22 protein-coding genes and 1 pseudogene are annotated in these 24104 nt (G+C 73.2%); 9 read left to right on the forward strand and 14 right to left on the reverse strand.

Translation table 11 applies throughout. The annotated features are described in order from the left end of the window. The first annotated feature begins 99 nt into the window (after window positions 1-99). The 3 genes from UW392_RS24845 (at window position 100) to UW392_RS24855 (ending at window position 5679) form a co-directional block, all read left to right on the forward strand. Window positions 100-750: a hypothetical protein gene (locus UW392_RS24845; RefSeq protein ID WP_320777331.1), complete on the forward strand. Its 651-nt coding sequence runs from the start codon at window positions 100-102 to the stop codon at window positions 748-750. A gap of 146 nt (window positions 751-896) precedes the next feature. Next, a complete protein-coding gene (locus UW392_RS24850; protein WP_320777332.1) occupies window positions 897-1304 on the forward strand; it encodes a CU044_2847 family protein in 408 nt (135 codons plus the stop codon). Further along, window positions 1294-5679: a trypsin-like peptidase domain-containing protein gene (locus UW392_RS24855; RefSeq protein ID WP_320777333.1), complete on the forward strand. Its 4386-nt coding sequence runs from the start codon at window positions 1294-1296 to the stop codon at window positions 5677-5679. The genes UW392_RS24850 and UW392_RS24855 overlap by 11 nt, the downstream gene beginning before the upstream one ends. A gap of 8 nt (window positions 5680-5687) precedes the next feature. Here UW392_RS24855 and UW392_RS24860 read toward each other — a convergent pair whose 3' ends face one another. Next, window positions 5688-6209, reverse strand: a complete 522-nt coding sequence (locus UW392_RS24860; protein WP_320777334.1) for a Scr1 family TA system antitoxin-like transcriptional regulator — start codon at window positions 6207-6209, stop codon at window positions 5688-5690. 200 nt (window positions 6210-6409) lie between these two features. Between UW392_RS24860 and UW392_RS24865 the strand changes: the two genes are divergently transcribed. The 3 genes from UW392_RS24865 to UW392_RS24875 all read left to right on the forward strand — a co-directional run bounded on the left by UW392_RS24865 (window position 6410) and on the right by UW392_RS24875 (window position 8043). Next, a complete protein-coding gene (locus tag UW392_RS24865) occupies window positions 6410-6922 on the forward strand; it encodes a hypothetical protein (RefSeq protein WP_414496694.1) in 513 nt (170 codons plus the stop codon). Between the two features lie 47 nt (window positions 6923-6969). After that, complete coding sequence (locus tag UW392_RS24870) at window positions 6970-7341, forward strand: peptidase inhibitor family I36 protein (protein ID WP_320777335.1); 372 nt, start codon at window positions 6970-6972, stop codon at window positions 7339-7341. A gap of 84 nt (window positions 7342-7425) precedes the next feature. Further along, on the forward strand, window positions 7426-8043 hold the full coding sequence (locus UW392_RS24875; protein ID WP_320777336.1) for a Uma2 family endonuclease: 618 nt from the start codon (window positions 7426-7428) through the stop codon (window positions 8041-8043). 74 nt (window positions 8044-8117) lie between these two features. On the opposite strand, the gene UW392_RS24880 is transcribed toward UW392_RS24875, so the two are convergent. After that, window positions 8118-9401 carry an adenylosuccinate synthase gene (locus tag UW392_RS24880; protein WP_320777337.1) on the reverse strand — a complete coding sequence of 428 codons (1284 nt, stop codon included), beginning with the start codon at window positions 9399-9401 and terminating at the stop codon, window positions 8118-8120. A 140-nt stretch (window positions 9402-9541) separates the two neighbouring features. On the opposite strand from UW392_RS24880, the gene UW392_RS24885 reads away from it, so the two are divergent. Further along, entirely contained in the window at window positions 9542-10564 is a 1023-nt protein-coding gene (locus UW392_RS24885; protein ID WP_414496695.1) for a diacylglycerol kinase, read from the forward strand. A 9-nt stretch (window positions 10565-10573) separates the two neighbouring features. Here the strand turns inward: UW392_RS24885 and UW392_RS24890 are convergent, their stop codons facing one another. Next, complete coding sequence (locus UW392_RS24890) at window positions 10574-11116, reverse strand: GbsR/MarR family transcriptional regulator (RefSeq protein ID WP_320777339.1); 543 nt, start codon at window positions 11114-11116, stop codon at window positions 10574-10576. Between the two features lie 166 nt (window positions 11117-11282). Between UW392_RS24890 and UW392_RS24895 the strand changes: the two genes are divergently transcribed. Both UW392_RS24895 and UW392_RS24900 read left to right on the forward strand, forming a co-directional pair. Continuing rightward, complete coding sequence (locus UW392_RS24895) at window positions 11283-12209, forward strand: ABC transporter ATP-binding protein (protein ID WP_320777340.1); 927 nt, start codon at window positions 11283-11285, stop codon at window positions 12207-12209. Further along, a complete protein-coding gene (locus UW392_RS24900) occupies window positions 12206-13822 on the forward strand; it encodes an ABC transporter permease (protein ID WP_320777341.1) in 1617 nt (538 codons plus the stop codon). The genes UW392_RS24895 and UW392_RS24900 overlap by 4 nt, the downstream gene beginning before the upstream one ends. Window positions 13823-13868: 46 nt before the next feature. Here UW392_RS24900 and UW392_RS24905 read toward each other — a convergent pair whose 3' ends face one another. The 11 genes and pseudogenes from UW392_RS24905 to UW392_RS24955 all read right to left on the reverse strand — a co-directional run. After that, window positions 13869-15074 (reverse strand): cytochrome P450, encoded by a 1206-nt coding sequence (locus UW392_RS24905; RefSeq protein WP_320777342.1) that lies wholly within the window; start codon window positions 15072-15074, stop codon window positions 13869-13871. 82 nt (window positions 15075-15156) lie between these two features. After that, the gene (locus tag UW392_RS24910) at window positions 15157-15831 is read right to left on the reverse strand and encodes a response regulator transcription factor (RefSeq protein WP_320777343.1); all 675 of its coding nucleotides are present in this window, start codon (window positions 15829-15831) and stop codon (window positions 15157-15159) included. Continuing rightward, a complete protein-coding gene (locus tag UW392_RS24915; RefSeq protein ID WP_320777344.1) occupies window positions 15828-17174 on the reverse strand; it encodes a sensor histidine kinase in 1347 nt (448 codons plus the stop codon). Before UW392_RS24915 ends, UW392_RS24910 begins: the two co-directional genes overlap by 4 nt. Before the next feature lie 95 nt (window positions 17175-17269). Then, the gene (locus UW392_RS24920; RefSeq protein WP_320777345.1) at window positions 17270-18169 is read right to left on the reverse strand and encodes an alpha/beta hydrolase family protein; all 900 of its coding nucleotides are present in this window, start codon (window positions 18167-18169) and stop codon (window positions 17270-17272) included. A 197-nt stretch (window positions 18170-18366) separates the two neighbouring features. Then, the gene (gene kynU, locus UW392_RS24925; protein WP_320777346.1) at window positions 18367-19575 is read right to left on the reverse strand and encodes a kynureninase; all 1209 of its coding nucleotides are present in this window, start codon (window positions 19573-19575) and stop codon (window positions 18367-18369) included. Then, on the reverse strand, window positions 19568-20428 hold the full coding sequence (locus UW392_RS24930; protein WP_320777347.1) for a tryptophan 2,3-dioxygenase family protein: 861 nt from the start codon (window positions 20426-20428) through the stop codon (window positions 19568-19570). Before UW392_RS24930 ends, kynU begins: the two co-directional genes overlap by 8 nt. 160 nt (window positions 20429-20588) lie before the next feature. Continuing rightward, on the reverse strand, window positions 20589-21008 hold the full coding sequence (locus UW392_RS24935; RefSeq protein ID WP_320777348.1) for a DUF3151 domain-containing protein: 420 nt from the start codon (window positions 21006-21008) through the stop codon (window positions 20589-20591). Between the two features lie 87 nt (window positions 21009-21095). After that, window positions 21096-22127, reverse strand: coding sequence for a class II fructose-bisphosphate aldolase (fbaA, locus tag UW392_RS24940; RefSeq protein ID WP_320777349.1), 1032 nt, complete (start codon window positions 22125-22127; stop codon window positions 21096-21098). A 339-nt stretch (window positions 22128-22466) separates the two neighbouring features. Then, window positions 22467-23015 carry an orotate phosphoribosyltransferase gene (gene pyrE / locus UW392_RS24945; RefSeq protein WP_320777350.1) on the reverse strand — a complete coding sequence of 183 codons (549 nt, stop codon included), beginning with the start codon at window positions 23013-23015 and terminating at the stop codon, window positions 22467-22469. Window positions 23016-23048: 33 nt separating this feature from the next. Then, window positions 23049-23837 (reverse strand): aldose 1-epimerase, encoded by a 789-nt coding sequence (locus UW392_RS24950; RefSeq protein ID WP_320777351.1) that lies wholly within the window; start codon window positions 23835-23837, stop codon window positions 23049-23051. Window positions 23838-23929: 92 nt separating this feature from the next. Next, window positions 23930-24104: pseudogene (locus UW392_RS24955) on the reverse strand (carbon monoxide dehydrogenase subunit G); the annotation flags it as partial.

Genomic DNA, 24104 nt, shown 5'->3' on the forward strand with positions numbered 1-24104 from the left:
GGCGGAGAGTGGGGAAGGGATGTGCACGGAAGGCGCTGGAGCGGGCCGCACCCATTACGCTTTCTTGACTGACCACCGTGCTGGACAAGGAGTGCCCTGTTGGCCTGTGACCTGTGGCTGGTCCCGCTCGTCGACGTGTTGTGCCACACCCCCGACAACCCCTTCGCCGAGGAACTCGCGCTCTACAACACGGTGCTCGGCGAGGCCGGACTGCCTCCGGTACCGGTGTACCAGTACATGCCGGGCCTCTCCGGTGACGTGGCCCCGGTCGCGGGCTTCGACTACGACGCGCTGCACTTCCTGCGGCGGGCCTACCTGCTCCAGGTGTGCGGGCTGCCGCTGACCCCGGTGGACGAACTGGGCGGGGACTACGAGCAGTTGCTGGAGATGTTCGAGTCGACCGCCCAGCAGTCCCACCTGGTCTGGCACTACGACCACGCGGGCGCGTACGTCCCGGTCGACTTCCCGCACCCGCTGTCCAGCGACGAACTCCTCGCGGGCGGCGGCCCCCTGGGGTCCTCCCAGACGCTGCTGCGGGAACTGGAGCTCGTGGCCCCGTCCATCGGCATCGACCCGGCGAACCCCCCGGCGGCGCCGGCCGCCCCGTCCGCCCCCACGGAGCTGGAGGAACCGGCGGTCCCCGCCCCGTACGACCCCAGCCCCTTCGCCCGCGAACGCCACGTGTGGCTGGGGCTGCACGCGGCGACCACGCGGAGCCTGGCGCAGGGGTCGATGATCGTGTTCAGCTGACGGGGACGGCCGACCCCACGGATGCCGCACGTCCAGTTGTGTGCACAGCTGTTGCCCTAGTGACCTTCCGCCCGCCGGCGGTTACCTTCACTGCACACGCGTTCATGCAGGCATCGTCGGCATCACAGGACAGGTCCGCCCCTCCCATGACAGCCATCACCACGATCGAACTCGACGACGGCTCGCTGCTGCGGGTGGAGACCGGCGCGCCCGCCGGCACCTCTGGTCCGGCCGCGCGCACCGCCCCCGTCCGCCCGCACCCGGCCCCGGACGACCCGTACGAACCGATCGGCCGGCCCCGCCCCGCGGAGACCGTCGCGGACGCCGCCGAGACCCTGCGCGGTGCGGTGGACCAGGTGCGTCCGGCGGTCCAGGACATCGTCGACTCGCTGCGCACGATGCCGCGCCGCCCCGACCGGATCTCCCTGGAGTTCGGCATGAAGGTGACCGCCGAGGCCGGTGTGGTCATCGCCAGGACCGCTGCCGAGGCGCACTTCACCGTGGGGATGGAGTGGGACGCGGCGAACGGGCGGGACGAAGACGGTGCCGCCTAGACCCGACGAGCCCCACCTGCCGCGGCTGCCGCGGCAGGCCCGGTACGAGCGGGGCGCGGCCCGGGTGTTCCGGCCGGACGGGGCGGTCGTCGGCGCGGGGTTCCTCCTGGCGCCCGAGCTGGTCTGCACCTGCGCCCATGTCGTGGCGGAGCCGGACGGCGGCCCTCCCGGGCGGCCGGTCACCGTGGACTTCCCGCTGCTCGCCGGAGCCGACGCGGGCGCCCCGGTCCCCGCCGAGGTGGAGTTCTGGCGGCCCGAGGACGACATCGCGGTCCTGCGCCTGGCGACCCCGGCGGACGGCACGGAGCCGCTGCCGCTCGCGGACGGCACCGAGGGCGAGTGGGGCGGGGAGATCCGGGCCTTCGGCTTCCCCGAGGGTGTGCCGCGCGGCGTGAACGCCACCGGCGTGCTGCGCGGCCGGCAGCGGCTCGACCGGCTCCAGCTCGATCTGGCGGCGCACGGGGCGCCCATCGGGCGGGGGTTCAGCGGAGCCGCCGTCTGGGACGTGGCGCACCAGGCCGTGGTGGGCATGCTCGTCACGCGCGGGCGGGCGGACATCGAAGACATCGCGGACACCGCCTACCTCATCCCGGCGGACCGGCTCATCGGGCCGGACATGCCCCTGGACTGCCCGTTCCGGGGCCTCGGCCGCTTCGAGGAGGCGGACTCCCGGTACTTCCACGGCCGGGAGGAGGACGTGGAGGAGTTGGTGACGGCACTGGGCTCGCGGCCCGTGACCGTCCTGGTCGGCCCGTCGGGCAGCGGAAAGTCCTCCCTGCTCAGGGCCGGTCTGCTGGCCGGGTTACGGAGCCGTGGGACGCCGGCGGCCGTACGGGTGCCCCGCCCCGCCGAAGCGGCCGACGCCCCGCACGAGCACGCCGACGCCTGGGTCGCCGAGGCCGTCACCGCCGCCTGGCAGTCCGCCGCGCCGGACACCACCGCCCGCGACGACCGCCTGGACGCGGTCCGCCGGGCGTGCACCGGGCAGGACGCCGAGCGCACCGCCCTGCGCGGCCGGCTCTCCGACGAGCTCGGGCGGTCCGGCTCCGTACTCCTCCTCGACCAGTTCGAGGAGTACGCGGCGGCCTCGCCGCACGGAGCGCTGCGCGCCTTCCGCGTGCTGTCGGCGCTGGCGCAGGCCCCCGATCCGGCCCAGGGCGGCGGACTCCGCGTCGTGCTCACCGCACGTCCCGCGACCCTGGAGGCCCTCACCGCCGCCGACACCTCGGCGGCACTGGGCCGGGCCGTGACGTTCCTCGCCCCGATGACCGCCGAGGCGCTCACCCGGGCCGTCGAGGAGCCGGTCAGGGCGGTGCCCGGGCTCCGCATCGAGGACGGCCTGACCCGGCGCCTCGTCGACGACGCCGTCGGCGAGCCCGGCTGTCTGCCGCTGCTGCAGTTCGCGCTCACCCAGCTCTGGGACCGGCGTGCGGCCAACACCCTCACCCACGGCGCGTACGAGGAGATCGGCGGCGTCGGGGGCGCCCTGGCCGCGTACGCCGACGACGCGCTCGACCGGTGCCTCGCGGAGAGCGGCACGCCCGAGGACGCGGCCCGGCGGCTCTTCCAGCAGCTGGCCCGGCCCGACGGTGAGGGCGGCTTCACCCGGCGCGCCGTACCCACCCGCCAGTTGCCGCCCCCGCAGGCCGTGCTGGCGCGCGACCTGGCCGGGCGCCGCCTCCTGGTCTGGGACGTCGTCGACGGCGCTGCGGACGGCGGCACCGTGCACGTGGTCCACGAGGCGCTGCTGAGGGAGTGGCCGCGCCTGGCGCGCTGGCTGCACGAGGGCGCCGAGTTCCGCGAGTGGCAGGACCGTACGGCGCGGGACGCCACCGAGTGGGAGGCCCGCGGCCGGCCCGTGGGACTGCTGCCGCACGGGGTGCGCCTGGCCCAGGGCCTGGAGTGGCTCGGCACCCGCCGCGAGGACCTCACCGACCTGGAACGGACCTATCTGGAGGCGGGCCGACGACGGCAACGGCGCGGACTGCGGCGCCTGTGGGGCGTCGTCGGCCTGGTCACCGCGCTGGCGGTGGTCGCATCAGTCCTCGCGGTGAACACCTACCGGGCCCGCCAGCAGGACCTGCGGGAACTGCGGACGGCCGCCGCCACGGAGCTGAGCGAACTCTCCGGGGAGGTGGCGGACCGGTCGCCGGACAGTGCTTTTCGATATGCCGCGGGGGCGTGGTCGGCGCAGCACACCACCCAGGCCCAGCAAGCGCTGTTGGCCCAGTACACGCGTGCGCGCGATGTCGTGTCGTCGCACCGCGGGCTGTGGCAGGGTGCGGCACAACTGGTACTCGCGACACCGGACGGGCGCACGCTCGTGGTGGTCTCCCAGCCGGACGGCAAGGCCTCGCTGGAGATGACGGCGGTGACCGGCGTCCTCGACGGCAGGCCCCGGGCCGTACGGCCCGAAGGCTTCCCCGACGACCTCGTGGTGGGCGAACTGCGGCACGCCGTGAGTGACGACGGACGGTACTACGCCGCGTCGACGGCGGACGGGCGCGTCCTCGTCTGGGACCTGACCGCCCCTCGCCCCGCTCCGAAGAGGTTGTCGGGCGCACTGGCCGAGCGCGGGACCGTCTACGAGGTGTCGCTGGACTTCTCCGACGACGGCGGGCGCCTGCTGCACTTCTTCCACTTCGAGAGATCGCGCCCCGAGGACGCCGACCGCCGAGGGCTCGCACGCTTGTGGAACGTGGCGGACGGCCGGAGCCTGCCCCTGTCCCAGCGGACGATGAGCCGGGCGGAGCCCTCCGACGCCTGGCTGCTCGGGGAGGGCGACCGGATCGCCGTGGCCAGCAGCCGGCAAGTGGGCGACGGGGACGGGCACGGCGTCGAGGATTCCCTGGACATCTACGCCACCGGCTCCGGTGATCGGGTGCGCCGGGTGTACGGACCGGTGGCGACGGAGGCGGAGTATCCGACCGACCAGGGGCGCGGTATCTGGCTGAGCCGTGAGGGCGGTACCCGTTGGTACTCCTTGGTGCCCGGTGCCCGCCGACCGAGCGGCACGTTGACGGGGAACGTCGACACCCCGGACCTGACCGGCACACACTTCCTGTCGGAGCAGGGGATGACACCCGCGTCGGCGGGCGCGTATCGGCGAGTCACGGTCCTGGACGCCCGGTACGGCAACCGTTACTGGACGGCTGTCGTCCCGGGCAAGGAGATGAGCGAGCCCATCGCGGTGACCGGCACCGGCTCCGGACCGCGCACGCTGGTCACCGTTGTGGGTGACTCCCTGCTCCGGGCCCGGGCCGTGCCGGTACCCACGCCGTTGCAGGAGGAGACGGACGACGACCACCTGGCGACCGTGGACGCCCTCGCCGTGGCTCCTGACGACGACGGCCGCGTCGCACGCCTGCGTCAGGGCCGCCTGGAGGTCGTGGAGCACGGCACACGCGTACGCGGCGCACCGGTTCCCGAGCGTTACCTGAGGGGGCTGGAAGGCGAGCTGAACGTCCTGTGGGTCGCCCGGGAGGGCGGAGACGCGCTGCTGGTCTGGTCGCACGACGTCATCGGCGCCCTTCTGTACGACATCGACGACTTGCACGATCCGCTGGTCGTCACGTGGGACTGCGGCCGGGAGGGCGGCTCGGAGTGGGACCCGCCGCGTGACATCGTCCAGACGCCCGACGGGCACCTCGTACTGCTCTGTCTGGGCGCCAGTCTGCTCCGGCTGGACCCGCACACCGGAATGCCGATCGGCGACCCCGTGCACCTGGTACCCGCTCCGCAGCAGCCGGGCATGTTCTCCGACTCCGGTCAGCTCGTCCCCAGGCCGGGCCACCGCGGTCAGGTGGCGGTGATCACCGCCCAGTGGCGGAGCCGCGGCCGGATCGAGGTGTGGGACGTGCGGCGCGGCGAGCGCACGGCCCGGCTGGAAGGCGCCCCGCTGCGGTACGACGGGCGCAAATCGGTGGCGTTCACACCCGACGGCAGTCGGCTTGCCGCACTCGGGGATGACGAGCGGGCCGCGTGGTGGTGGGTGGACGAGGAGCACCGGTACGACCTGACCCGTGGGCTCGCGGGGGCGACCGGCCTGTTGGGCGTGGCCGACAACGGGACACTCGTCGTCAGCTTCCGTTTCGCGGACGCCATCGGGCTGCTCCCTCCCGGCGGCGCCGACGTGTCCGAGAGCCTGGGACTGTCCGAGTACTCGTCCGTGAGCGCCTGGCGCCTCAACGGCGACACCTTGCGGCTGCTCGGCCCGGAGGACGACCTGACCGTCCACCTCTCCCCCGACCACTGGCACCGCACGCTGTGCGCGGCCCTCGATGACGGCGACGACACCCTTGAGGAACATGGGGAACACGACTACCTGGAACTGGACCGGGCCCGGCAGACACGCCCGTGCCCGGCCGGCCAGTAGTCACCGCATCACGGGCGCCGTCCCGTCACGACACCTGGCTGCGCCGAGTCGAGCACGGAGCAGCGCCTCATGCGGAACTCGACCTTGCGGTCCAGGTCCTCGGGGCCGAGCGCGGGCACCGCCTCCGAGAAGACGGCACGCGCATAGTCCTCGTGCTGGAGGAGCCCCGGCACATGGGTCAGCTGTGCGGTACGCAGTGCCGATGCGTGGTGCTCCAGCTCCGCCAGATCTAGGAGCATCGCCGGAAGCGCAGCGCGGTACTCGTCCCACCAATTGCGGCCACGTTCCCTCGCCATGTCCGCGAGCGCGTCGACGTACTCGCGCTCCGAGCAGGCGTAGTTGGCGGCCCACACCCGGACACGGTCCGGACTCACACCGAACCGGGCCGACTCCGTATTGCTGATCGTGGCCTTGTCGACTCGATGCAGCTCGGCTGCTTCGGTCAGCGACAGGCCGATCCGCTCGCGCATCCGGCGCAACTCGGCCCCCAACCGCCGCTGCCGCTCGGTCGCAGGCTTTCTGGTCGCCATCCGTCCGCCCTCTCGCCGTCGCTCACGCAGGACCGTACCGGCCCGCCGCGGGTCCGAGCGCACTACGGCACACACCATGCCCGGTGCTCCCGGGGCGGCTCCCTGGTCACCTGAACGAGCGGTGTGGCGCATGGTCCCGCGCGCCGAGGGGGAGTTCACGGTCTCGACCGCCCACTCACACCGTCACCCGGAACCGCCCAGTGCGCCACCTCGCCCGCACCGCCGCCGCGTTGACCGTGGCCGGCCTGCTCACCGCCTGTACGGCCACCGTCCCCGTCCCCCGCCCGTCCACCGACGACCTCATCAAGGCCGCCACCCAGCACCTCACCGACACCTGCCTCACCGGCCGGGGCCTCGCCCCACCGCGCCCCGGACGGAGCCCGCTCCCCGTCGCCGAGCAACGCCGCGTCGACGGCGCGCTGTTCGGTACGGGCAGGGCGGAGCTCTCGTTGCGGCTGCCCACCGGGTACGTCGTCCGCGCCCACACCGACGGCTGTCTGGCCGCGGCCCAGCGGCGGCTCTACGGCGACCAGCGGCGCTGGTTCCAGGTGTCGGTGACCGTCGGCAACCTGCGCCCCGAGGCCACCCACACCCACCGCACGCTCGCCGCGGTACGCGCCCGGCACCGCGCCGAGCTGGCCGACTGGCGGCGGATGCGGGAACGGGCCGTACGGGCCGCCGGGCCACTGCTCGCCGGACCACCCGTCCAGTGAACACATCCAGGAACCCATCCAGTGAACTCATCCAGGAAGGACCCCTCATGAACCGCCTCACCGCCCTCCTCACCGCCGGACTGCTCTCCGCCGGAGCCGTCCTCGCCACCTCGGCCTCCGCCGGGGCCGCCGACTGCCGCAGCGGCTACTTCTGCGTGTGGACGAACGCCAACTTCGACGGCATGAAGATCGAGCACAGCGGTGACGACCGCTGGTGGGAGGGCGACATGTCCAACGAGGACTCCTCGTGGGCCAACCACGGCGTCTCCGGCCCCGGCGTCAAGGACCACGTCACGATCTACGACGGCCGGCAGCTGACCGGCGGCGTCACCCTCTGTCTGGCTCCGGGCCAGGAGGTCGCCTACGACGGGGGCGCGAACGACCGGGGCAGCTCCCACACCTGGACGATGGGCTGCTGAGCCCCCACGACCTTCGGCACACCACGGCGCACATGAGCAGCTACTCTGCGTGCTGAGTGGCCTGCACCGAGCGAAAGGCGCATCATGACCCTGATGATGGATCGACCGGTGATAGCTGGCACGCAGTCCCGCGGCTTCGAGGATCTGTTGGACGTCCTCGACGAGCTCAACGTGCCCGACGGCTTCAAGGCCGAGATCATCAGGGGCAACATCGTCGTGTCGCCGTGGTCGAAGGCGTACTACCTGGACGTCATGGATCTGGTCTGCGACCAACTGCGTCCATATCTGCCCGATGAGCACCGCGTTACCGCGTCACCTGCGCTGTACGTCTTCCCGGGCATCGAGCGGGCGTACGGGCCGGACATTCACGTCGCGCATCGGCAGGCGCGCCGTCATACGGGCCACCGTCTGGACGGAGAAGGTCTTTCGTTCGTCGCCGAGCTCACCTCCCCCTCTACGCGGGACAACGACCTGACCGACAAGGCCGAGACCTACGGCAAGGCCGGCGTGCCGGTCTACCTGATCCTCGGCATGCAGCTGGAACAGGCCACCGTCATGTGGGGGTCCTGCGCCAAGGGCTATCAAGGCCGCGTCACGAAGCCGTTCGGCGAAAAGATCGACATTCCCGGGCCGTTCGACTGCATGCTCGACACCGAGGGATTCCAAGCCCCGCGGGAGCCGGAGCAGCCCGAAGGCGAGTGACCCGGACGGAATGAGGGGCGCCCCGAGCAGGGGCGCCCCTCACACCGTCGTACGACCGCCGCGCGGCCCGGTCGCTAGATGAACGAGTTGATCTCGATCGTCTCGTCCCGGCCCGGGCCGACGCCGATCGCGGAGATCGGGGCGCCGGACATCTCCTCCAGGGCCTTCACGTACGCCTGGGCGTTCTTCGGGAGGTCGGAGAAGGTCTTGGCCTTCGTGATGTCCTCGCTCCAGCCCGGCAGCGTCTCGTAGATCGGCTTCGCGTGGTGGAAGTCGGTCTGGCTGTAGGGGAGCTCCTCGACGCGCTTGCCGTCGATCTCGTACGCCACGCAGACCGGGATCTCCTCCCAGCCGGTCAGGACGTCGAGCTTGGTGAGGAAGAAGTCCGTCAGGCCGTTGACCCGGGTCGCGTAGCGGGCGATCACCGCGTCGAACCAGCCGCAGCGGCGGTCGCGGCCGGTGGTCACGCCCCGCTCGCCACCGATGCGGCGCAGCGCCTCGCCGTCCTCGTCGAACAGCTCGGTCGGGAACGGGCCGGCGCCGACGCGGGTCGTGTACGCCTTCAGGATGCCGATGACCCGGCTGATCTTCGTCGGACCGACGCCCGAGCCCGTGCAGGCACCGCCCGCGGTCGGGTTCGAGGAGGTCACGAAGGGGTACGTGCCGTGGTCGATGTCGAGCAGCGTGCCCTGGCCGCCCTCGAAGAGGACCACCTTGTCGTCGTCGAGGGCCTGGTTGAGGACCAGGACCGTGTCGGCGACGTACGGCTTGATCTGTTCCGCGTAGCCCAGCAGCTCCTCGACCACCTGGTCGGCGGTGATGGTGCGGCGGTTGTAGAGCTTGGTCAGCAGCTGGTTCTTGACGTCGAGGGCCGCCTCGACCTTCTGCTGAAGGATCGACTCGTCGTACAGGTCCTGCACGCGGATGCCCACGCGGTTGATCTTGTCGGCGTAGGTCGGGCCGATGCCGCGTCCCGTCGTGCCGATCTTGCGCTTGCCGAGGAAGCGCTCCGTCACCTTGTCCACGGTGACGTTGTACGGCGTGATGATGTGGGCGTTGCCGCTGATCAGCAGCTTCGACGTGTCGACGCCGCGCTCGTTCAGACCGCTCAGCTCGGAGAGCAGGACCGACGGGTCGACGACGACACCGTTTCCGATGACCGGAGTGCACTCCGGGGACAGGATTCCGGAAGGGAGGAGGTGGAGGGCGTACTTCTGGTCACCCACGACCACCGTGTGGCCGGCGTTGTTGCCGCCCTGGTAGCGCACCACATAGTCCACCGAACCACCGAGCAGGTCGGTGGCCTTTCCCTTGCCTTCGTCACCCCACTGAGCACCGAGCAGCACAAGTGCGGGCACGCGCGTACACCCCTTCCGGGCGGGGCATGTCCAACGTCAGGGGCGTACGAGGCACCCTGTGTGCCGCGTACACCGGCGGCCTTGCCCGGCCGCTTGCCGTCGGACCCGGATGCCCCGGAATAGACGAAGCCCCTGGCGTAATGGCGCAAGGGGCTCTTGCACAAAGATGCTACCCGAGGAAGCGAGGCAGGACCGAGGTGGCGACTTCCGACCAGCTCCTGGTGGTCATCGACCCCCTCGCCCGTCGCACGGACGGTGAGTCGGTACGGATCGCGAAGGACGTGCTCAGCGCGGGTGCGGCGAGCACGAAGGTCTGCCTCCCGGAGGGACCCGAGGAGTTCGCGCGGGCCCTGGCGAGGCGCGGGTCGCGGCGGCCGGTCGTCATCGGCGACGACCGGGCGCTGCTGCGGGCCGTCGCGCTGCTGCACCGGCAGCGGGAGCTGACCGGGTGCGCCCTGTCGCTCGTGCCGGTCGGCGGCGGGGCGGGCACGGAGGGCCTCGCGCTGGCGCGTGCGCTGGGGGTGCCCACCGGCGCGGTCGCGGCGGCGCGCGCCGTCCTGGACGGCGTCGAGCGGCGGCTCGATCTGCTGGTGGACGACAGTGACGGGGTGGTGCTGGGGGCGGTGGGCATTCCGTCGGCGGTGCCGGGCCCGGCCCTCAGTGCCGATGCCGCGCCAGGGGCGGGTGGGGCCGCAGGTGACGGGGAGGTCGCCCGGAACCGGTACCGACCGGCCTCCCGGCACACCCGGCAGCACAGCGACAGCGGTCCCTCGAGCCCCTCGGGGTGCTCCGCGTGGCTGCGGGCCTGCCAGCAGTTCGTACGGGCGTTCACCCCCGGGTCGCGGGCGCCGCGGGCCACCGTCCAGGGGGCGGGGGCCGGGCCGGCCCGGCTGCGGGTGGAGGTCGACGGGGTGCTGCTCGTCGACCTCGACCAGCCGGTGCGGGCCGTGTCGGTGACACCGGGCGGAGCCGGGGCCGCGGAGGTCGAGGTGCGGCCGGCGTCGGCGGGCGCCGAGGCCGCCGCGTTGCGGGCCGTCGGGCGGCGGGTGACCGTGTCGGGCGCGGACTTCCGGTACGCCTCGGACTCCGTCGTCGCCGGCCCCGTCCGTACGCGCACATGGGTGGTTCGGGAGGGGGCCTGGGGGCTCACGCTGCCGGAGTGAGACGTCGTCTCACCCGTTGCCCGCGCCCGCTCCGTCGCCGTCACCGCCGTGGCCGCCTTCGCCGCCGTCGCCGAAGAGCTCCTCGCGGCGGACGCGCCAGCGTTCCATCAGCTGGATGATCTCGCCCTGCAGGAACTCGAAGAAGGCGAGCGTCTCGGTGAGCCGTCGGCCGGCCGGGGTGTCGGCGCCGAGCTGCTGGACGCCCTCGCGCAGGGCGTCCTCCCAGCGGCGGAGGAGGGCGTCACGGTTGGTCACCGCCTCGTACCACTGGCCACTGTGCACGCGGTAGCGGTCGCGGCGCGATCCCGGTTCGCGTTCGCGCGAGACCAGGTGCTGCTGGGAGAGGTAGCGGACCGCCCCGGAGACGGCGGCCGGGCTGATCTTCAGCTGCTCGCCCAGCTCGGCCGAGGTCAGGGCGCCGGTGTCGGAGGCGAGCAGCGCCGCGAACACGCGTGCGGGCATCCGCTGCATCCCCGCGTCGGTGAGCTGCGCGGCGAACCGCTCGACGAAACGTGACACGGCCTCGGGGTTCCGGCCGGGCGCCGTCTCCATGCCCGTCTCCGCCCCCGCTTCCGTCCCGGCCGTGCTCGACTCGCCCACGAAAACCCCGTCCGTCGTCCGTCCGGTCGCGCCCTCTGCTCCGGTCGGCCGAGTCTATCGTCGATTTATACGTTTCCTTAGCTTCACAAATTTGTGAAGATACCGTACGTTCAGAAGCATGACCATGGCACAGCACGCCATCGACGTCTCCGGACTGCACAAGTCGTTCGGGCGGACCCACGCGCTGGACGGCCTCGACCTGCGCGTCGCCACCGGCGAGGTGCACGGCTTCCTCGGGCCGAACGGCGCCGGGAAGTCCACCACCATCCGCATCCTGCTCGGCCTGCTCCGCGCCGACGCGGGAACCGTACGGCTGCTGGGCGGCGACCCCTGGGCGGACGCGGTCGCACTGCACCGCCGGATCGCCTACGTGCCCGGGGACGTCGCCCTGTGGCGCAACCTCTCCGGCGGCGAGGTCATCGACCTGTACGGGCGCCTGCGCGGGGGCCTCGACCGGGCGCGGCGGACCGAACTGGTCGAACGGTTCGAACTGGACCCCACCAAGAAGGGCCACACCTACTCCAAGGGCAACCGGCAGAAGGTCGCCCTCGTCGCCGCCTTCGCCTCCGACGTCGACCTGCTGATCCTGGACGAGCCCACCTCCGGCCTGGACCCCCTGATGGAGGAGGTCTTCCAGCGGTGCGTGGCCGAGGAGCGCGGGCGCGGCCGTACCGTGCTGCTCTCCTCGCACCTGCTCAGCCAGGTGGAGGAGTTGTGCGACCGGGTCAGCATCATCCGCAGGGGCCGCACGGTCGAGCGCGGCTCCCTCGCCGACCTGCGCCACCTGACCCGTACGAGCGTCACCGCCGAACTCGCCGGCCCGCCGGGCGCGCTGTCCGCGCTGCCCGGCGTCCACGGCCTGGAGGTGCGCGGCGGGCACGTCCGGTTCCAGGTCGACACCGACAAGCTGGACGCGGTGCTGCGCATCCTCGCGGAGTCCGGCGTCCGGTCGCTGACCTCGGCCCCGCCGACCCTGGAGGAACTGTTCCTGCGGCACTACCAGGACGAACTGGGCGAGGTGCCGGCCGAGGCGGTGGCCCGGTGACCGCGGTGGCGGCGGCCGGGCCGGTACCGGGCGCCGGGCGTGCGCGCCGGCTCGCCGGGACGGGCACCCTGCTGCGGCACGCGCTGCGCCGGGACCGGGCGCTGCTCCCGCTGTGGGTGGCCGTCATCGCGCTCACGGTGCTCGCCGTGCCGAACGCGCTGGAGAGCGTGTACGGGACGGCGGACGAACGGGCCGGGGTGGTGCGGCAGATGCTGACGAACAGCTCGCTGCGCGCCCTGTACGGGCCGGTGTTCGGCGACTCGCTCGGTGCGCTGACGGCCTGGCGGATCGGTGTGTACGCGGGGGTGTTCGCCGCGGTCATGAGCATGGTCGTCGTGGTGCGGCACACCCGTGACGAGGAGGAGAGCGGACGGCAGGAGGTGCTCTCCTCGGCGGTGGTCGGGCGGCGGGCACCGCTCACGGCGGCGCTGCTCACCGCGCTGGCGGGGAACGCGGCGCTCGCACTGCTGATCACCGGCGGGCTGGCCGGGCAGGGGGCCGCCGGTGCGCTGGCGCTGGGGATCGGGACGGCCGGCACCGGCATGGTGTTCGCGACGGCGGCGGCGGTCGTGGCCCAGCTGACGGAGAGCGCGCGGCTGGCGAAGGGGCTGACCGGGGCCGCCCTGGGGGCGGCGTTCGTGCTGCGGGCCGCGGGCGACGCCGCCGAGCACGACGGTTCGTCCCTCCTGACCTGGGCGTCGCCGATCGGCTGGCTCGAGCACACGCGTGCCTTCGCGGACGAACGGTGGTGGGTGCTGCTGCTGTTCGCCGCGACGGTCACGGTCCTGACCGTGGTGGCCTACCGGCTGGCGGACCGGCGCGACCTCGGCATGAGCTTCCTGCCCACCCGGCCCGGCCCTGCGACGGGCCGCCTCGGTACGGCCGGTGCGCTGGCGTGGCGGCTGCAACGGGGCAGCGTGCTCGGCTGGGGGCTCGGGTACCTCGCCGCCGGGCTGGCCTTCGGCGGCATCACGGGCGGTGCCACCGATCTGGTCGGCGACAACGAGCGGACCCGCGCCATCATCGAACAGATGGGCGGACAGGCCGGGCTGACCGACGCGTTCCTCGGCGCCATGGCCGGCCTGCTGGGGATGGCCGCCGCGCTCCACATCGTCCAGGCCGTCCTGCGGCAGCACACCGAGGAGACCTCGCAGCGGGCCGAGCCGGTGCTGGGCTGCGCGGTCGGGCGGCTGCGCTGGGCGGGCGGGCACCTGGTGATCGCCTTCGGCGGCGCCGCGCTGGTCATGCTGCTCGGCGGCCTCGGCCTGACCGCCGGGTACGGCGGCGAACCGGGCCCCGTCCTCGGCGCCTGCCTGGTGCAGCTCCCGGCAGTCTGGCTGATCGGCGGCTGGGCCGTCCTGCTGTACGGGGTGTGGCCCCAGGTGGCCCCGGCGGCGGCGTGGGGCGTGGCGGGCGCGGCCCTGCTGATCGGCTGGCTCGGTCCCGTGCTCGACCTGCCGGGCGCCGTACTGGACCTCTCCCCCTTCAGCCACCTCCCGAAGCTGCCGGGCGCGGAGATGGCATGGGGGCCGGTGGGCGGGATGACGGCGATGACGGCGGCCCTCGTCGCGATCGGCCTCGCGGGACTGCGCGTGCGGGACCTGGCGACCTGACGACGCCCCGGCGGCCCGGCATGCGCCCGGACGACCCCGCGGGCGCTCAGCGGACCGTGACGTCGAGACCCTTCAGCCCCCGCATCACGAAGTTCGGCGTGCGCTCGGGCTCCGCCGCCGGGGCCAGTCCCGGGGCCCTGGTCAGCAGGGCCGTCATCGAGGCCGCCAGCTCGATGCGGGCCAGGGGGGCGCCGATGCAGTAGTGGATGCCCGCGCTGAAGGAGATGTGCGGGTTGTCCGCGCGGGCCAGGTCCAGGCGGGCGGGGTCGGTGAAGACCGCCGGGTCGTGGTTGGCCGAGCCGAAGAGCAGCGCCACCTCGGCGCCGCGCGGGATCCGCGTGCCGGCGATCTCGATGTCGTCCAGCACCCAGCGCTCGAAGAACTGGAGCGGGGTGTCGTACCGCAGCAGCTCCTCCACCGCGGACGGGACCAGGGAGTGGTCCGCGCGCAGGGCCGCCAACTGGTCCGGGTTGCGGAACAGCGCCCACCAGCCGTTCACCGTGGCGTTGACCGTCGCCTCGTGGCCCGCGTTGAGCAGCAGCACACAGGTGGAGATCATCTCCTGCTCGGTGAGCCGGTCGCCCTCGTCGTGGGCCGCGATCAGCCCCGAGACCAGGTCCTCGCCCGGCTCCTTCCGCCGCGCCGCGATCAGCTCGCGCAGGTACTCCGTGAACTCGACCGACGCCCGTACCGCCCTCGCCGCCGCCTCCTGTGACGGGTTCAGCTCGTACATCCCGCAGATGTCCGCCGACCACGGTCGCAGCGGCGCCCGGTCGGACTCCGGGATGCCCAGCATCTGCGCGATGACCGCCACCGGGAGCGGCTCGGCGACCTCCGTCAGCAGGTCGCCGCCGCCCGCCTCGACCAGGCGGGCGACCAGCTCGTCCGCCAGGCGGTCGACGTACGGCCGCAGCCGTTCCACCGTCCGCGGGGTGAACGCCTTCGACACCAGGCGCCGGATCCGCGTGTGGTCCGGCGGCTCCAGGTCGAGCATGCCGTGGTCGTTCAGCGTGTGGAACGGCTCGTGCTCCGGCGGCGGCGCCGTCCGCCCGAACTCCTCGTGGCGGAAGCGGTGCTGGTAGGTCCGGCCGAGCCGGCGGTCCCGCAGCAGCGCCGACACGTCCGCGTGGTGCGGCACCAGCCACTGGTCGCTGGGCTCGTAGTAGTGCACCCTGCCCGACGCCCGCAGCTGAGCGAACGCGGGGTACGGGTCGGCCACGAATGCGGGGTCCCACGGGTCGAAGGCTGCCATGGGCGGACGCTACCCGGCGGCCGGGGCCGCTGACCAGGGGTTCCGGCGGTCCATGTCCGTTCGGCGTCCGCTCGGCGCCCGCTCAGCCCGGGGTGACCAGCCGGGCCTCGTAGGCGAAGACCGCGGCCTGGGTCCGGTCCCGCAGGCCCAGCTTCACCAGGATCCGGCTCACGTGCGTCTTGATCGTCGACTCGGCCACCACCAGCCGCTCCGCGATCTCCGCGTTCGACAGTCCCTGCGCGATGAGGACCAGGACCTCCGTCTCCCGCTCGGTGAGATCGCCGTACGCCGACTGCGCGCCGGGCATCAGGCGCGGGGCCTCGGAGAGCTTGGAGAACTCCGTGATCAGCCGCCTGGTCACGGAGGGCGCCAGCAGGGCCTCGCCGGACGCCACCACCCGTACGCCGTCCGCGAGCTGGCGGGCGGAGGCGTCCTTGAGCAGGAAGCCGGAGGCGCCCGCCCGCAGCGCCTGGTACACGTACTCGTCCAGGTCGAACGTGGTCAGCACCAGCACCTTGGCCGCGCCGTCCGCCGCGACGATCTCCCGGGTCGCCTCGATGCCGTTCAGCTCGGGCATGCGGATGTCCATCAGGACGATGTCCGGGGCCAGCTCGCGGACCTTCGCGACCGCTTCCCGGCCGTTGACCGCCTCGCCGACGACCTCCATGTCCGGCATCGCGTTCAGCAGCACCGAGAAACCCTCGCGGACCATCATCTGGTCGTCCGCGATCAGCACGCGGATGGTGCTGCCCGTCATGCCGCGTCCTCGCTCACCGGCGGCACCGGCAGGAAGACCGTCACCTCGTGACCTCCGTCGTCCGTCGGGCCGGCCGTCATCTCGCCGTTCAGCATGGTGACGCGCTCGCGCATGCCGGTGATCCCGTGGCCGGCGCCGGGCGAGGGTTTGATCAGCGCGGGGTTCGGGGGCGCGCCGTTGACTATGCGCAGGCCGAGGCCGCCGAGCACGTAACCGATCTCCACGCGGGCGCTCGCGCCGGGCGCGTGTCTGAGGGTGTTGCTCAGCGCCTCCTGCACGATCCGGTACGCCGACAGCTCCACGCCCTGCGGCAGCTCGCGCACGGCCCCGGTCACCGCCTTCTCGACGGTCAGGCCCGCCTCGCGCACGTTGGCGAGGAGCGCGTCGAGGTCGGCGAGGGTGGGCTGCGGGGCCTCCGGGGCCTCGTAGTCCTCCGCGCGGACGACACCGAGCACGCGGCGGAGCTCGGTGAGCGCCGCGACCGCGTTCTCCCTGATCGTCGCGAAGGCCTGCTCCAGCTCCGGCGGCGGGTTCTCCACGCGGTACGGCGCGGCCTCCGCCTGGATCGCGACCACCGACATGTGGTGGGCGACCACGTCGTGCAGCTCGCGGGCGATCGTGGTGCGCTCCTCCAGGAGGGTGCGCTTGGAGCGCTCGTGCTCGGTGACCGTCTGCTGGGCGGTCACCTCGCGCTGGGCGGTGCGGCGGGTGTGGACGACGGTGACGGCCAGGAAGGCCATGGCGGAGATGACCAGCAACGGCACGGTGTTGTTCACGTAGTGCCCCGCGCCGAGCAGCGACGTGACGACGAACCCGTACGCCGCGGTGATCACCCACATCCACGCGGCGGCGCGCGGCCGTGTCCGCAGCGCCACGATCGTCATCACCATCAGGTGGGAGGCGAAGGCTCCGATCGTCCACGGCCAGTCGCCGTGGCTGTTCGAGACCACGGCGGCCACCGGGGTCACCGCCATGGACACCCAGAAGGCTCCGACGGGCCTGACCAGCGTCAGCAGGACGGGGCCGAGGGCGAGCAGGGCGTTCAGCGCAGCGCTGTCGCCGTAGCCGTCCGCCGTACCGAAAGCCATCGCCCACAGAACGAGCACGGCCACCACGGCGTGCGGCGTCCACACCGCGTACGCCCGCAGCCGCGGGGGCAGCCGCCGGGTGATCGGACCGTCCACGCCCATTCGGGGCAGCGGACGGTACGCGAACGCGTCGGTGATCAGGTCCTCCCGCAGCCCGCGCAGGGCGTCCACGGCCAACCGGTACTCGGGGGTGCGCGACGGGGCACCGTCTCGCGGGGGCACTGCCCGCGTCTGCGTCTGGGTCGTCTCGGTCACGCTCCACACCGTAGGTGCCGGCCGGCACCGGGGTCGTCACCAGTGAGAGGGGTTCTCCGGGGTCCGTCTCAGGTACTACGGGGAGCGCCGGAGCCTCACCAGGCCAGCTGGCCGATCTCCTCCGCCACCACCGCGCAGGCGTCCGCCGACGGGTCGATCAGGGGGAAGTGACCGACGTCCTCCAGGAGTGTGAGGCCCACCATCTCGCCCGCCCGTGCCGCCGCGTCCGCGTACGAGTCGGCCACCGCCTGGGGCACGACCGTGTCGGCACGGCCCTGCACCACCGTGGTGGCGATGCCCGTGGGCAGCAGGAGGGCCGGGTCGGCGTACGCGCGCCGCTCCGCGAACGTCTCGGGGCCGCCCAGGAGTTGCTCGGCGGCCCCGCCGCACAGGTCCAGTTTCCGCGCGACGCCGAGGTCGGCGATCGGCGCGAGGGCGACGACACCGCGCAGCGGTGCCGGCCGGTCCGTGCGCCACGGTGCGCCGGACGGCAGGACGTGACGGGCGGCCGCCCACAGGGCCAGCTGCCCGCCCGCGGAGTGGCCGGTGATCACCGTCCGGCCCAGGTCGGCCTGCGGCAGCGCGTCCCGCACGAGAGCGGGCAGCGCGTCGAAGGCCGCGGCCACGTCGTCGAACGTCTCCGGCCAGCGCCCCGCCGCCGGCGTCGGGTTCCCGGCCCCACCGACGCCGCCCCGGCGGTACTCCACGTTGGCCACGGCGAAGCCCCGGCCGGCCAGGAAGGCGGCGAACGGCGTGAGGTGACGCCGGTCGTGCCGGGCCCGCCAGGCGCCGCCGTGCAGGACGACCACGAGCGGCGCGGACCTGGACCCGCCGTTCCCGCGGGAACCGCGCGGGGCGTAGAAGTCGATCACCTGGTCGGGGTGGTCGCCGTACGCGCCGCCGGCGTCCGGGGCGACCGGCGGGTGCGCGAAGGCGGAGGCCTCCTCGGCGGCACGGGGGACGGCGTCGTCCGGTGCTGCGGCGTCGTCCGGCATGCTCCAACCTCTCAGCGGCTGAACGGTGTTGGGTGCGGGCGCACAGGGCCGGACCGTACGGATCCAGCCGTTTGCGGGGACGGTATCAGGCCGGTGACGAGCGTGAACACGCGGATGTCACGCTCGGTGAAGACGGCCGGTCCCCCCGGTCGGCGCACCGGCCCCCACCCCACATCGAGCGACCCGCACCCGGCGCCTCACCCCAGTACCCCCGCCAGCACCCGTGCCGCCCGCTCCGCGTCCCCGAAGCCCACGTACAGCGGGGTGAAGCCGAAGCGCAGGACGTCGGGGTGCCGGAAATCGCCCACCACACCCCTCTCGACCAGGCGCTTCATCACGTCCCCGGCATCCACGGAGGCCGCCACGGTGCGCAGCGCCACCTGGCTGCCCCGTTCCGCGTGCGCGGCCGGGGTGAGGGACTCGACGCGGCCCTCGGGCACGTACGCCGCCACGCACTCCAGGAAGAAGTCCGTCAGGGCGAGCGACTTGGCCCGTACCGCCTCGATCCGCACCCCGTCCCAGGCCTCCAGGGCCGCCTCGAGCGCGAGCATCGACAGGATGTCGGGCGTGCCCACCCGCGCGCGCGGGGCACCGTCCGCGGGCGTGTAGTCGGGGCGCATGCCGAAGGGCTCGGCGTGGGAGGTCCAGCCGGGGAGGGGGGAGTCGAAGCGGGGTTGGAGGCCGGAGCGCACGTACAGGTACGCGGGCGAACCGGGTCCGCCGTTGAGGTACTTGTACGTGCAGCCGACCGCCAGGTCGACCCCGTGCTCGTCCAGCCCGACCGGCAGGGCGCCGGCGCTGTGGCACAGGTCCCAGACGACGTACGCGCCCGCCCCGTGCACCGCGGCCGTCAGCCCCGGCAGGTCGTGGAGCCGGCCGGTGCGGTAGTCGACGTGGTTGAGCAGGACGGCGGCCGTACGGTCGCGCAGCGCCCCCGGCACCTCCGCGGGGGTCACCGCGCGCAGCGTGCAGCCCGTCATCCGGGCCGCCGACCGGGCGATGTACCCGTCCGTGGGAAAGGTCGTCGCGTCGACCACGATCTCGTCCCGGACCGTGTCCCCGTCCCCCTGGGCCATCCGTACCGCCGCCACCAGTGCCTTGAAGACGTTGACGCTGGTGGAGTCGCCCACCACGATCTGCCCCGGTGCGGCGCCCACCAGCGGGGCGATCCGGTCGCCGATCCGCTCGGGCGCGGTCCACCAGCCGCTCTCCTCCCAGGAGCGGATGCGCAGCTCGCCCCACTGGCGGCGGACGACGTCCGCGACCCGGTCGGGCACGGCCGCCGGCAGCGCGCCCAGCGAGTTGCCGTCCAGGTACACGGCGTCGTCCAGCACGAACCGGCGGCGGAGTTCCGCCAGCGGGTCGGCCGCGTCCAGTTCGTCGGCCCTGCTCTTCAGCTCAGACATGCGACCGCGCCGTCCAGAGCTCGGGGAACACGTTGTTGCGGGCCCGCTTCTCCAGCCACGCCACGCCGGCGGAGCCACCCGTGCCCGTCTTCGCGCCCATCGCCCGGCGGGTGGCGACGAGGTGGTCGTTGCGCCAGCGCCACACCAGTTCCGCCACGTCCGTCAGCACCTCGCCGAGCCGGGCGAGCTCGTGCGTCTCCTCGCCCGCGTAGAGGGAGGTCCACACGGCCTCGACCGCGGTGTCGGCCTCGTACCGCTGCGACACGTCGCGCCGCAGGACCGACTCCGGCACCGGGTGGCCGCGCCGCGCGAGCAGTCGCAGGACCTCGTCGTACAGGCTCGGCTCGTGCAGCGCCTTCTCCAGTTCCGCGTGCGCGCGGGGCGCGCCGCGGTGCGGGACGAGCATGGACGCGGACTTCTCGCCGAGCAGGAACTCCATGCGCCGGTACATCGCCGACTGGAAGCCGGAGCCCTCGCCGAGGGCGCCGCGGTAGGAGTTGAACTGGGCGGGCGTCAGCTGCGAGAGGGGCCGCCAGGACGCGTCGAGCGCCTCCAGCTCCCGTACGGAACGTTTCAGCGCGGCCATGGCCCGGGGGACGTCGTCGTCGCGGAGGGCCGCGGCGGCCGTCTCCCACTCGTGCACTATGACCGTGAACCACAGCTCCATGACCTGGGTGGTCACCAGGAACACCATCTCCCCCGGGTCGTCGGAGAGGAGGTGCTGCAGGTGGGTGAGGACGTCCGCCCTGACGTAGTCCTCGTAGGGGGTCGTCCCCCGGAAGTCGAGGTGCGGGGTGTCCGCCCGCTCGTCGGCCTCGATGCCGATGTCGTCGGTTCGCTCCGGTCGGGACATCGCTGTCTCCTGACACTGTCCGGGTAGCGGTCCGCCCCTGCCGATGCCGGCACGGGGGCCCCGGTCCCCAGGGGCATCCTCCGCAATCGTCCCTCCGCGCGGCAAGGCCCGCATGATCACAAGTTGTCGATCACGCGGGCCCCACGCGCTCCGGCACCGGTCAGGCCCGGCCGAGCTCCTGCGCCGCCGTCTCCGAGGACTCCTTCAGGAACTGGCTGCAGCGCTCGTACTCCGCCTGCTCGCCGATGGCCTGCGCGGCGCGGGCGAGGGCGTGCAGGGCGCGCAGGAAGCCGCGGTTGGGCGCGTGCTCCCAGGGCACCGGCCCGTGCCCCTTCCAGCCGTTGCGGCGCAGGGCGTCCAGGCCGCGGTGGTATCCGGTACGGGCGTACGCGTACGACTCCACGACGCCGCCCCGCCGGAACGCGTCGTCCGCGAGTTCGGCCCAGGCGAGGGACGAGGTCGGGTACCGGGCGGCGACGTCGGCGGGCGCGGTGCCCTGCGCCAGCAGCTCGCGGGGCTCCGGCTCGTCCGGGAGGTGCGTCGGGGCCGGGCCCCCGAGGAGGTTCTGGTGAATGCTCATGGCTCCCAGTCTCACCCATGCGCGAGGCCCGGCCCCCCGCGGTGTCACGCGGGGGGCCGGGCCCGGGGTCCGTGGCGGACGGCGGCTTTACTTGATCTTCGTGCCCGCCGACCGCAGGTGCGCGCAGGCCTGGCCCACGCGCTCGGCCATCGACGCCTCGGCGAGCTTGCCCCACGTGCGCGGGTCGTACGTCTTCTTGTTGCCGACCTCGCCGTCGACCTTCAGGACGCCGTCGTAGTTGGTGAACATGTGGGCGGCGATCGGGCGCGTGAAGGCGTACTGGGTGTCCGTGTCGAGGTTCATCTTGACCACGCCGTTCTCCAGGGCGGTCCGGATCTCGTCCTCGGTGGAGCCGGAGCCGCCGTGGAAGACGAAGTCGAACGGCTGGCTGCCGGCCGGCTTGCCGTACCGGTCGGCCACGCCCTCGTTCAGCTCCTTCAGCAGGTCGGGGCGGAGCACGACGTTGCCCGGCTTGTACACGCCGTGCACGTTGCCGAAGGAGGCGGCCAGCAGGTAGCGGCCCTTCTCGCCCAGGCCCAGCGCCTCGGCGGTGCGGAGCGCGTCGTCGACCGTCGTGTACAGGGAGTCGTTGATCTCGTGCGAGACACCGTCCTCCTCGCCGCCGGTCGGGGTGATCTCGACCTCGAGGACGATCTTCGCGGCGGCGGCGCGGGACAGCAGCTCCTGCGCGATGGAGAGGTTGTCGGCCAGGGTCTCCGCCGAGCCGTCCCACATGTGCGACTGGAACAGCGGGTTCTCACCGCGGGCGACCCGCTCCTCGGAGATCCCGATCAGCGGCCGCACGTACCCGTCGAGCTTGTCCTTCGGGCAGTGGTCCGTGTGCAGGGCGATGTTCACCGGGTACTTCTCGGCGACGATGTGCGCGAACTCGGCGAGGGCCACCGCGCCGGAGACCATGTCCTTGCTGTACTGGCCGCCGAGGAACTCCGCACCGCCCGTGGAGATCTGGACGATGCCGTCGCTCTCGGCCTCCGCGAAGCCGCGCAGCGCGGCGTGCAGGGTCTGGGTCGAGGTGACGTTGATGGCCGGGTAGGCGAACTTGCCCGCCTTCGCCCGGTCGAGCATCTCGTTGTAGACCTCAGGGGTCGCGATGGGCATCTGTCCGCTCCTTGTATGTGCGGGTCGCGTACGGCGCGGTACGGCGTACGACGTAACGGCTCTTCTGCTGCTGCTCGGAGCCTGTGTCGCCGCCCCGGCCGGATCAGCGCGCGGCGTCTGGTGCGTGCGATCGCAAGGCGCCGGAGCGTCCTCGTAGCGGAGCTACTAGGGCGCTTCGGCAACGCCGCGAGCGTGCGTGCCAGACGCCGCGCGCCCGGCCGGGGCGGCGACACAGGCTCTTGGGCCCTGACCTGGGGGCGACGTCATCGTCGCCCCCATCTTCCCAGACGGGCCCGGACGGTCCGGCCGAGGTGGCCGAAACCGCCTGCCGGGCGATACCTAGTCCAGGCCCAGCTCGTCCTTGGAGAAGGCGAAGAGGTACGGGACCCCGGCGCCCTCCTGGATCTTCTCGGCGGCGCCCGTGGCCCGGTCGACGATGGTCGCGACGGCCACCACCTCGGCGCCCGCCTCCCGAACGGCCTCGACCGCGGTGAGCGGGGAGCCGCCGGTGGTGGAGGTGTCCTCGACGACGAGCACCCGGCGGCCCTCGATGGCGGGGCCCTCCACCCGGCGCTGCATCCCGTGCGCCTTGGCGGCCTTGCGGACGACGAACGCGTCGAGCCGCCGCCCGCGCGCGGAGGCCGCGTGCAGCATGGCCGCGGCCACCGGGTCGGCGCCCATGGTGAGCCCGCCGACCGCGTCGAAGTCGAGGCCGTCGGTCAGGTCCAGCAGCACCTGTCCGACGAGCGGCGCGGCCTCGCCGTCCAGGGTGACGCGGCGCAGGTCGACGTAGTAGTCGGCCTCCAGCCCGGAGGAGAGCGTCACCTTGCCGTGCACCACGGCCTTGTCCTTGATCTGCTGCAGCAGCGCGCCGCGAACGTCACTCATGCCCGTCAGCTTAGACAGCCCGGCGGCCCGGGTTCAGAGGCGGCGCCAGGTCCAGGTGGTCGTCGCCTCCAGGGGGTCGATGGGGGTGACCAGGCGCGGGTGGGTGTTCAGCCCGTTCGGCGGCCCGGTCTGCGGCTCCACGCAGACCGCCTCGGCCTGCTCGTCGTAGACGACGACCCACTCCTCGCGGGAGGCCACCTTCAGCTCCAGCTGTCCGGGCCAGGTGAGGCGCACGTCGACGCCGTCGGGCATGCCGAAGCAGTCGTCCCAGGGGCCGGGCCCCGGCGCGACGCGGTTGCCGGTGGGCAGGTGGTCGGCGCCGCGCTCCTCCTGCCAGGCGGCGTCGAAGTCCAGGCGCACGCCCTCCCCGCCCAGGTTCCGGTTGAACCAGGGGTGCCAGCCGATCTGCGCCGGGAAGGACGTCCCGTACGTCTCCACGGACATGGCCAGCGTGAGGGAGTCCGCGGTGAGGGTGAACACCTGGGTGACCCGGCCCGGGTGGGGCCAGGGGTCGACCAGGTCGTACGTGAGGACGGCCTCGTCCGGGGCGGTGTGGGCGACGCTCCAGGCGCTGGTGCGGGCGGTGCCGTGGATGGCGTGGGGCGGGGCGTTCAGGGGCATCTGGCGGACGGTCACCCCGTCGAGGAAGCGGCCGTCCCGGATGCGGCCGCACCACGGGACCATGGGGAAGCAGCCGAACCGCTCACCCTGGCGCAGCAGTTCGACGCCGCCGACCCGCAGACCGCTCACCCGGCCGCCGTTCGCCGGCGCCACGACAACCTCCGCGTCACCCGCGGTCAACGTGATCTCTTGGTTACGCACGGCACGACCCTACGGGGTGTCTCCGGCGGACGGGCGGGCGGAGCGGGGCGTGGTGCGGGCGCCGTCGGTGTCCGGACACGCGGGGGGGGTGTTCAGCGGCGCTTGCGGAGGGCCCTGGTGACGACGATGGCCGAGGCGAGGGCCAGGGCGGCGGCCGGGGCGGCCCAGCGGAGCGCGGGGCCGGCCACGGTGGACTCCGGGGCCGGTACGGGCGCGTAGCGGCCGCGGGGCGGGGCGTGGTCCACCTCCTCCGCGCTGCGGCCGATC

It is taken from the genome of Streptomyces sp. CRN 30 (assembly GCF_034105845.1).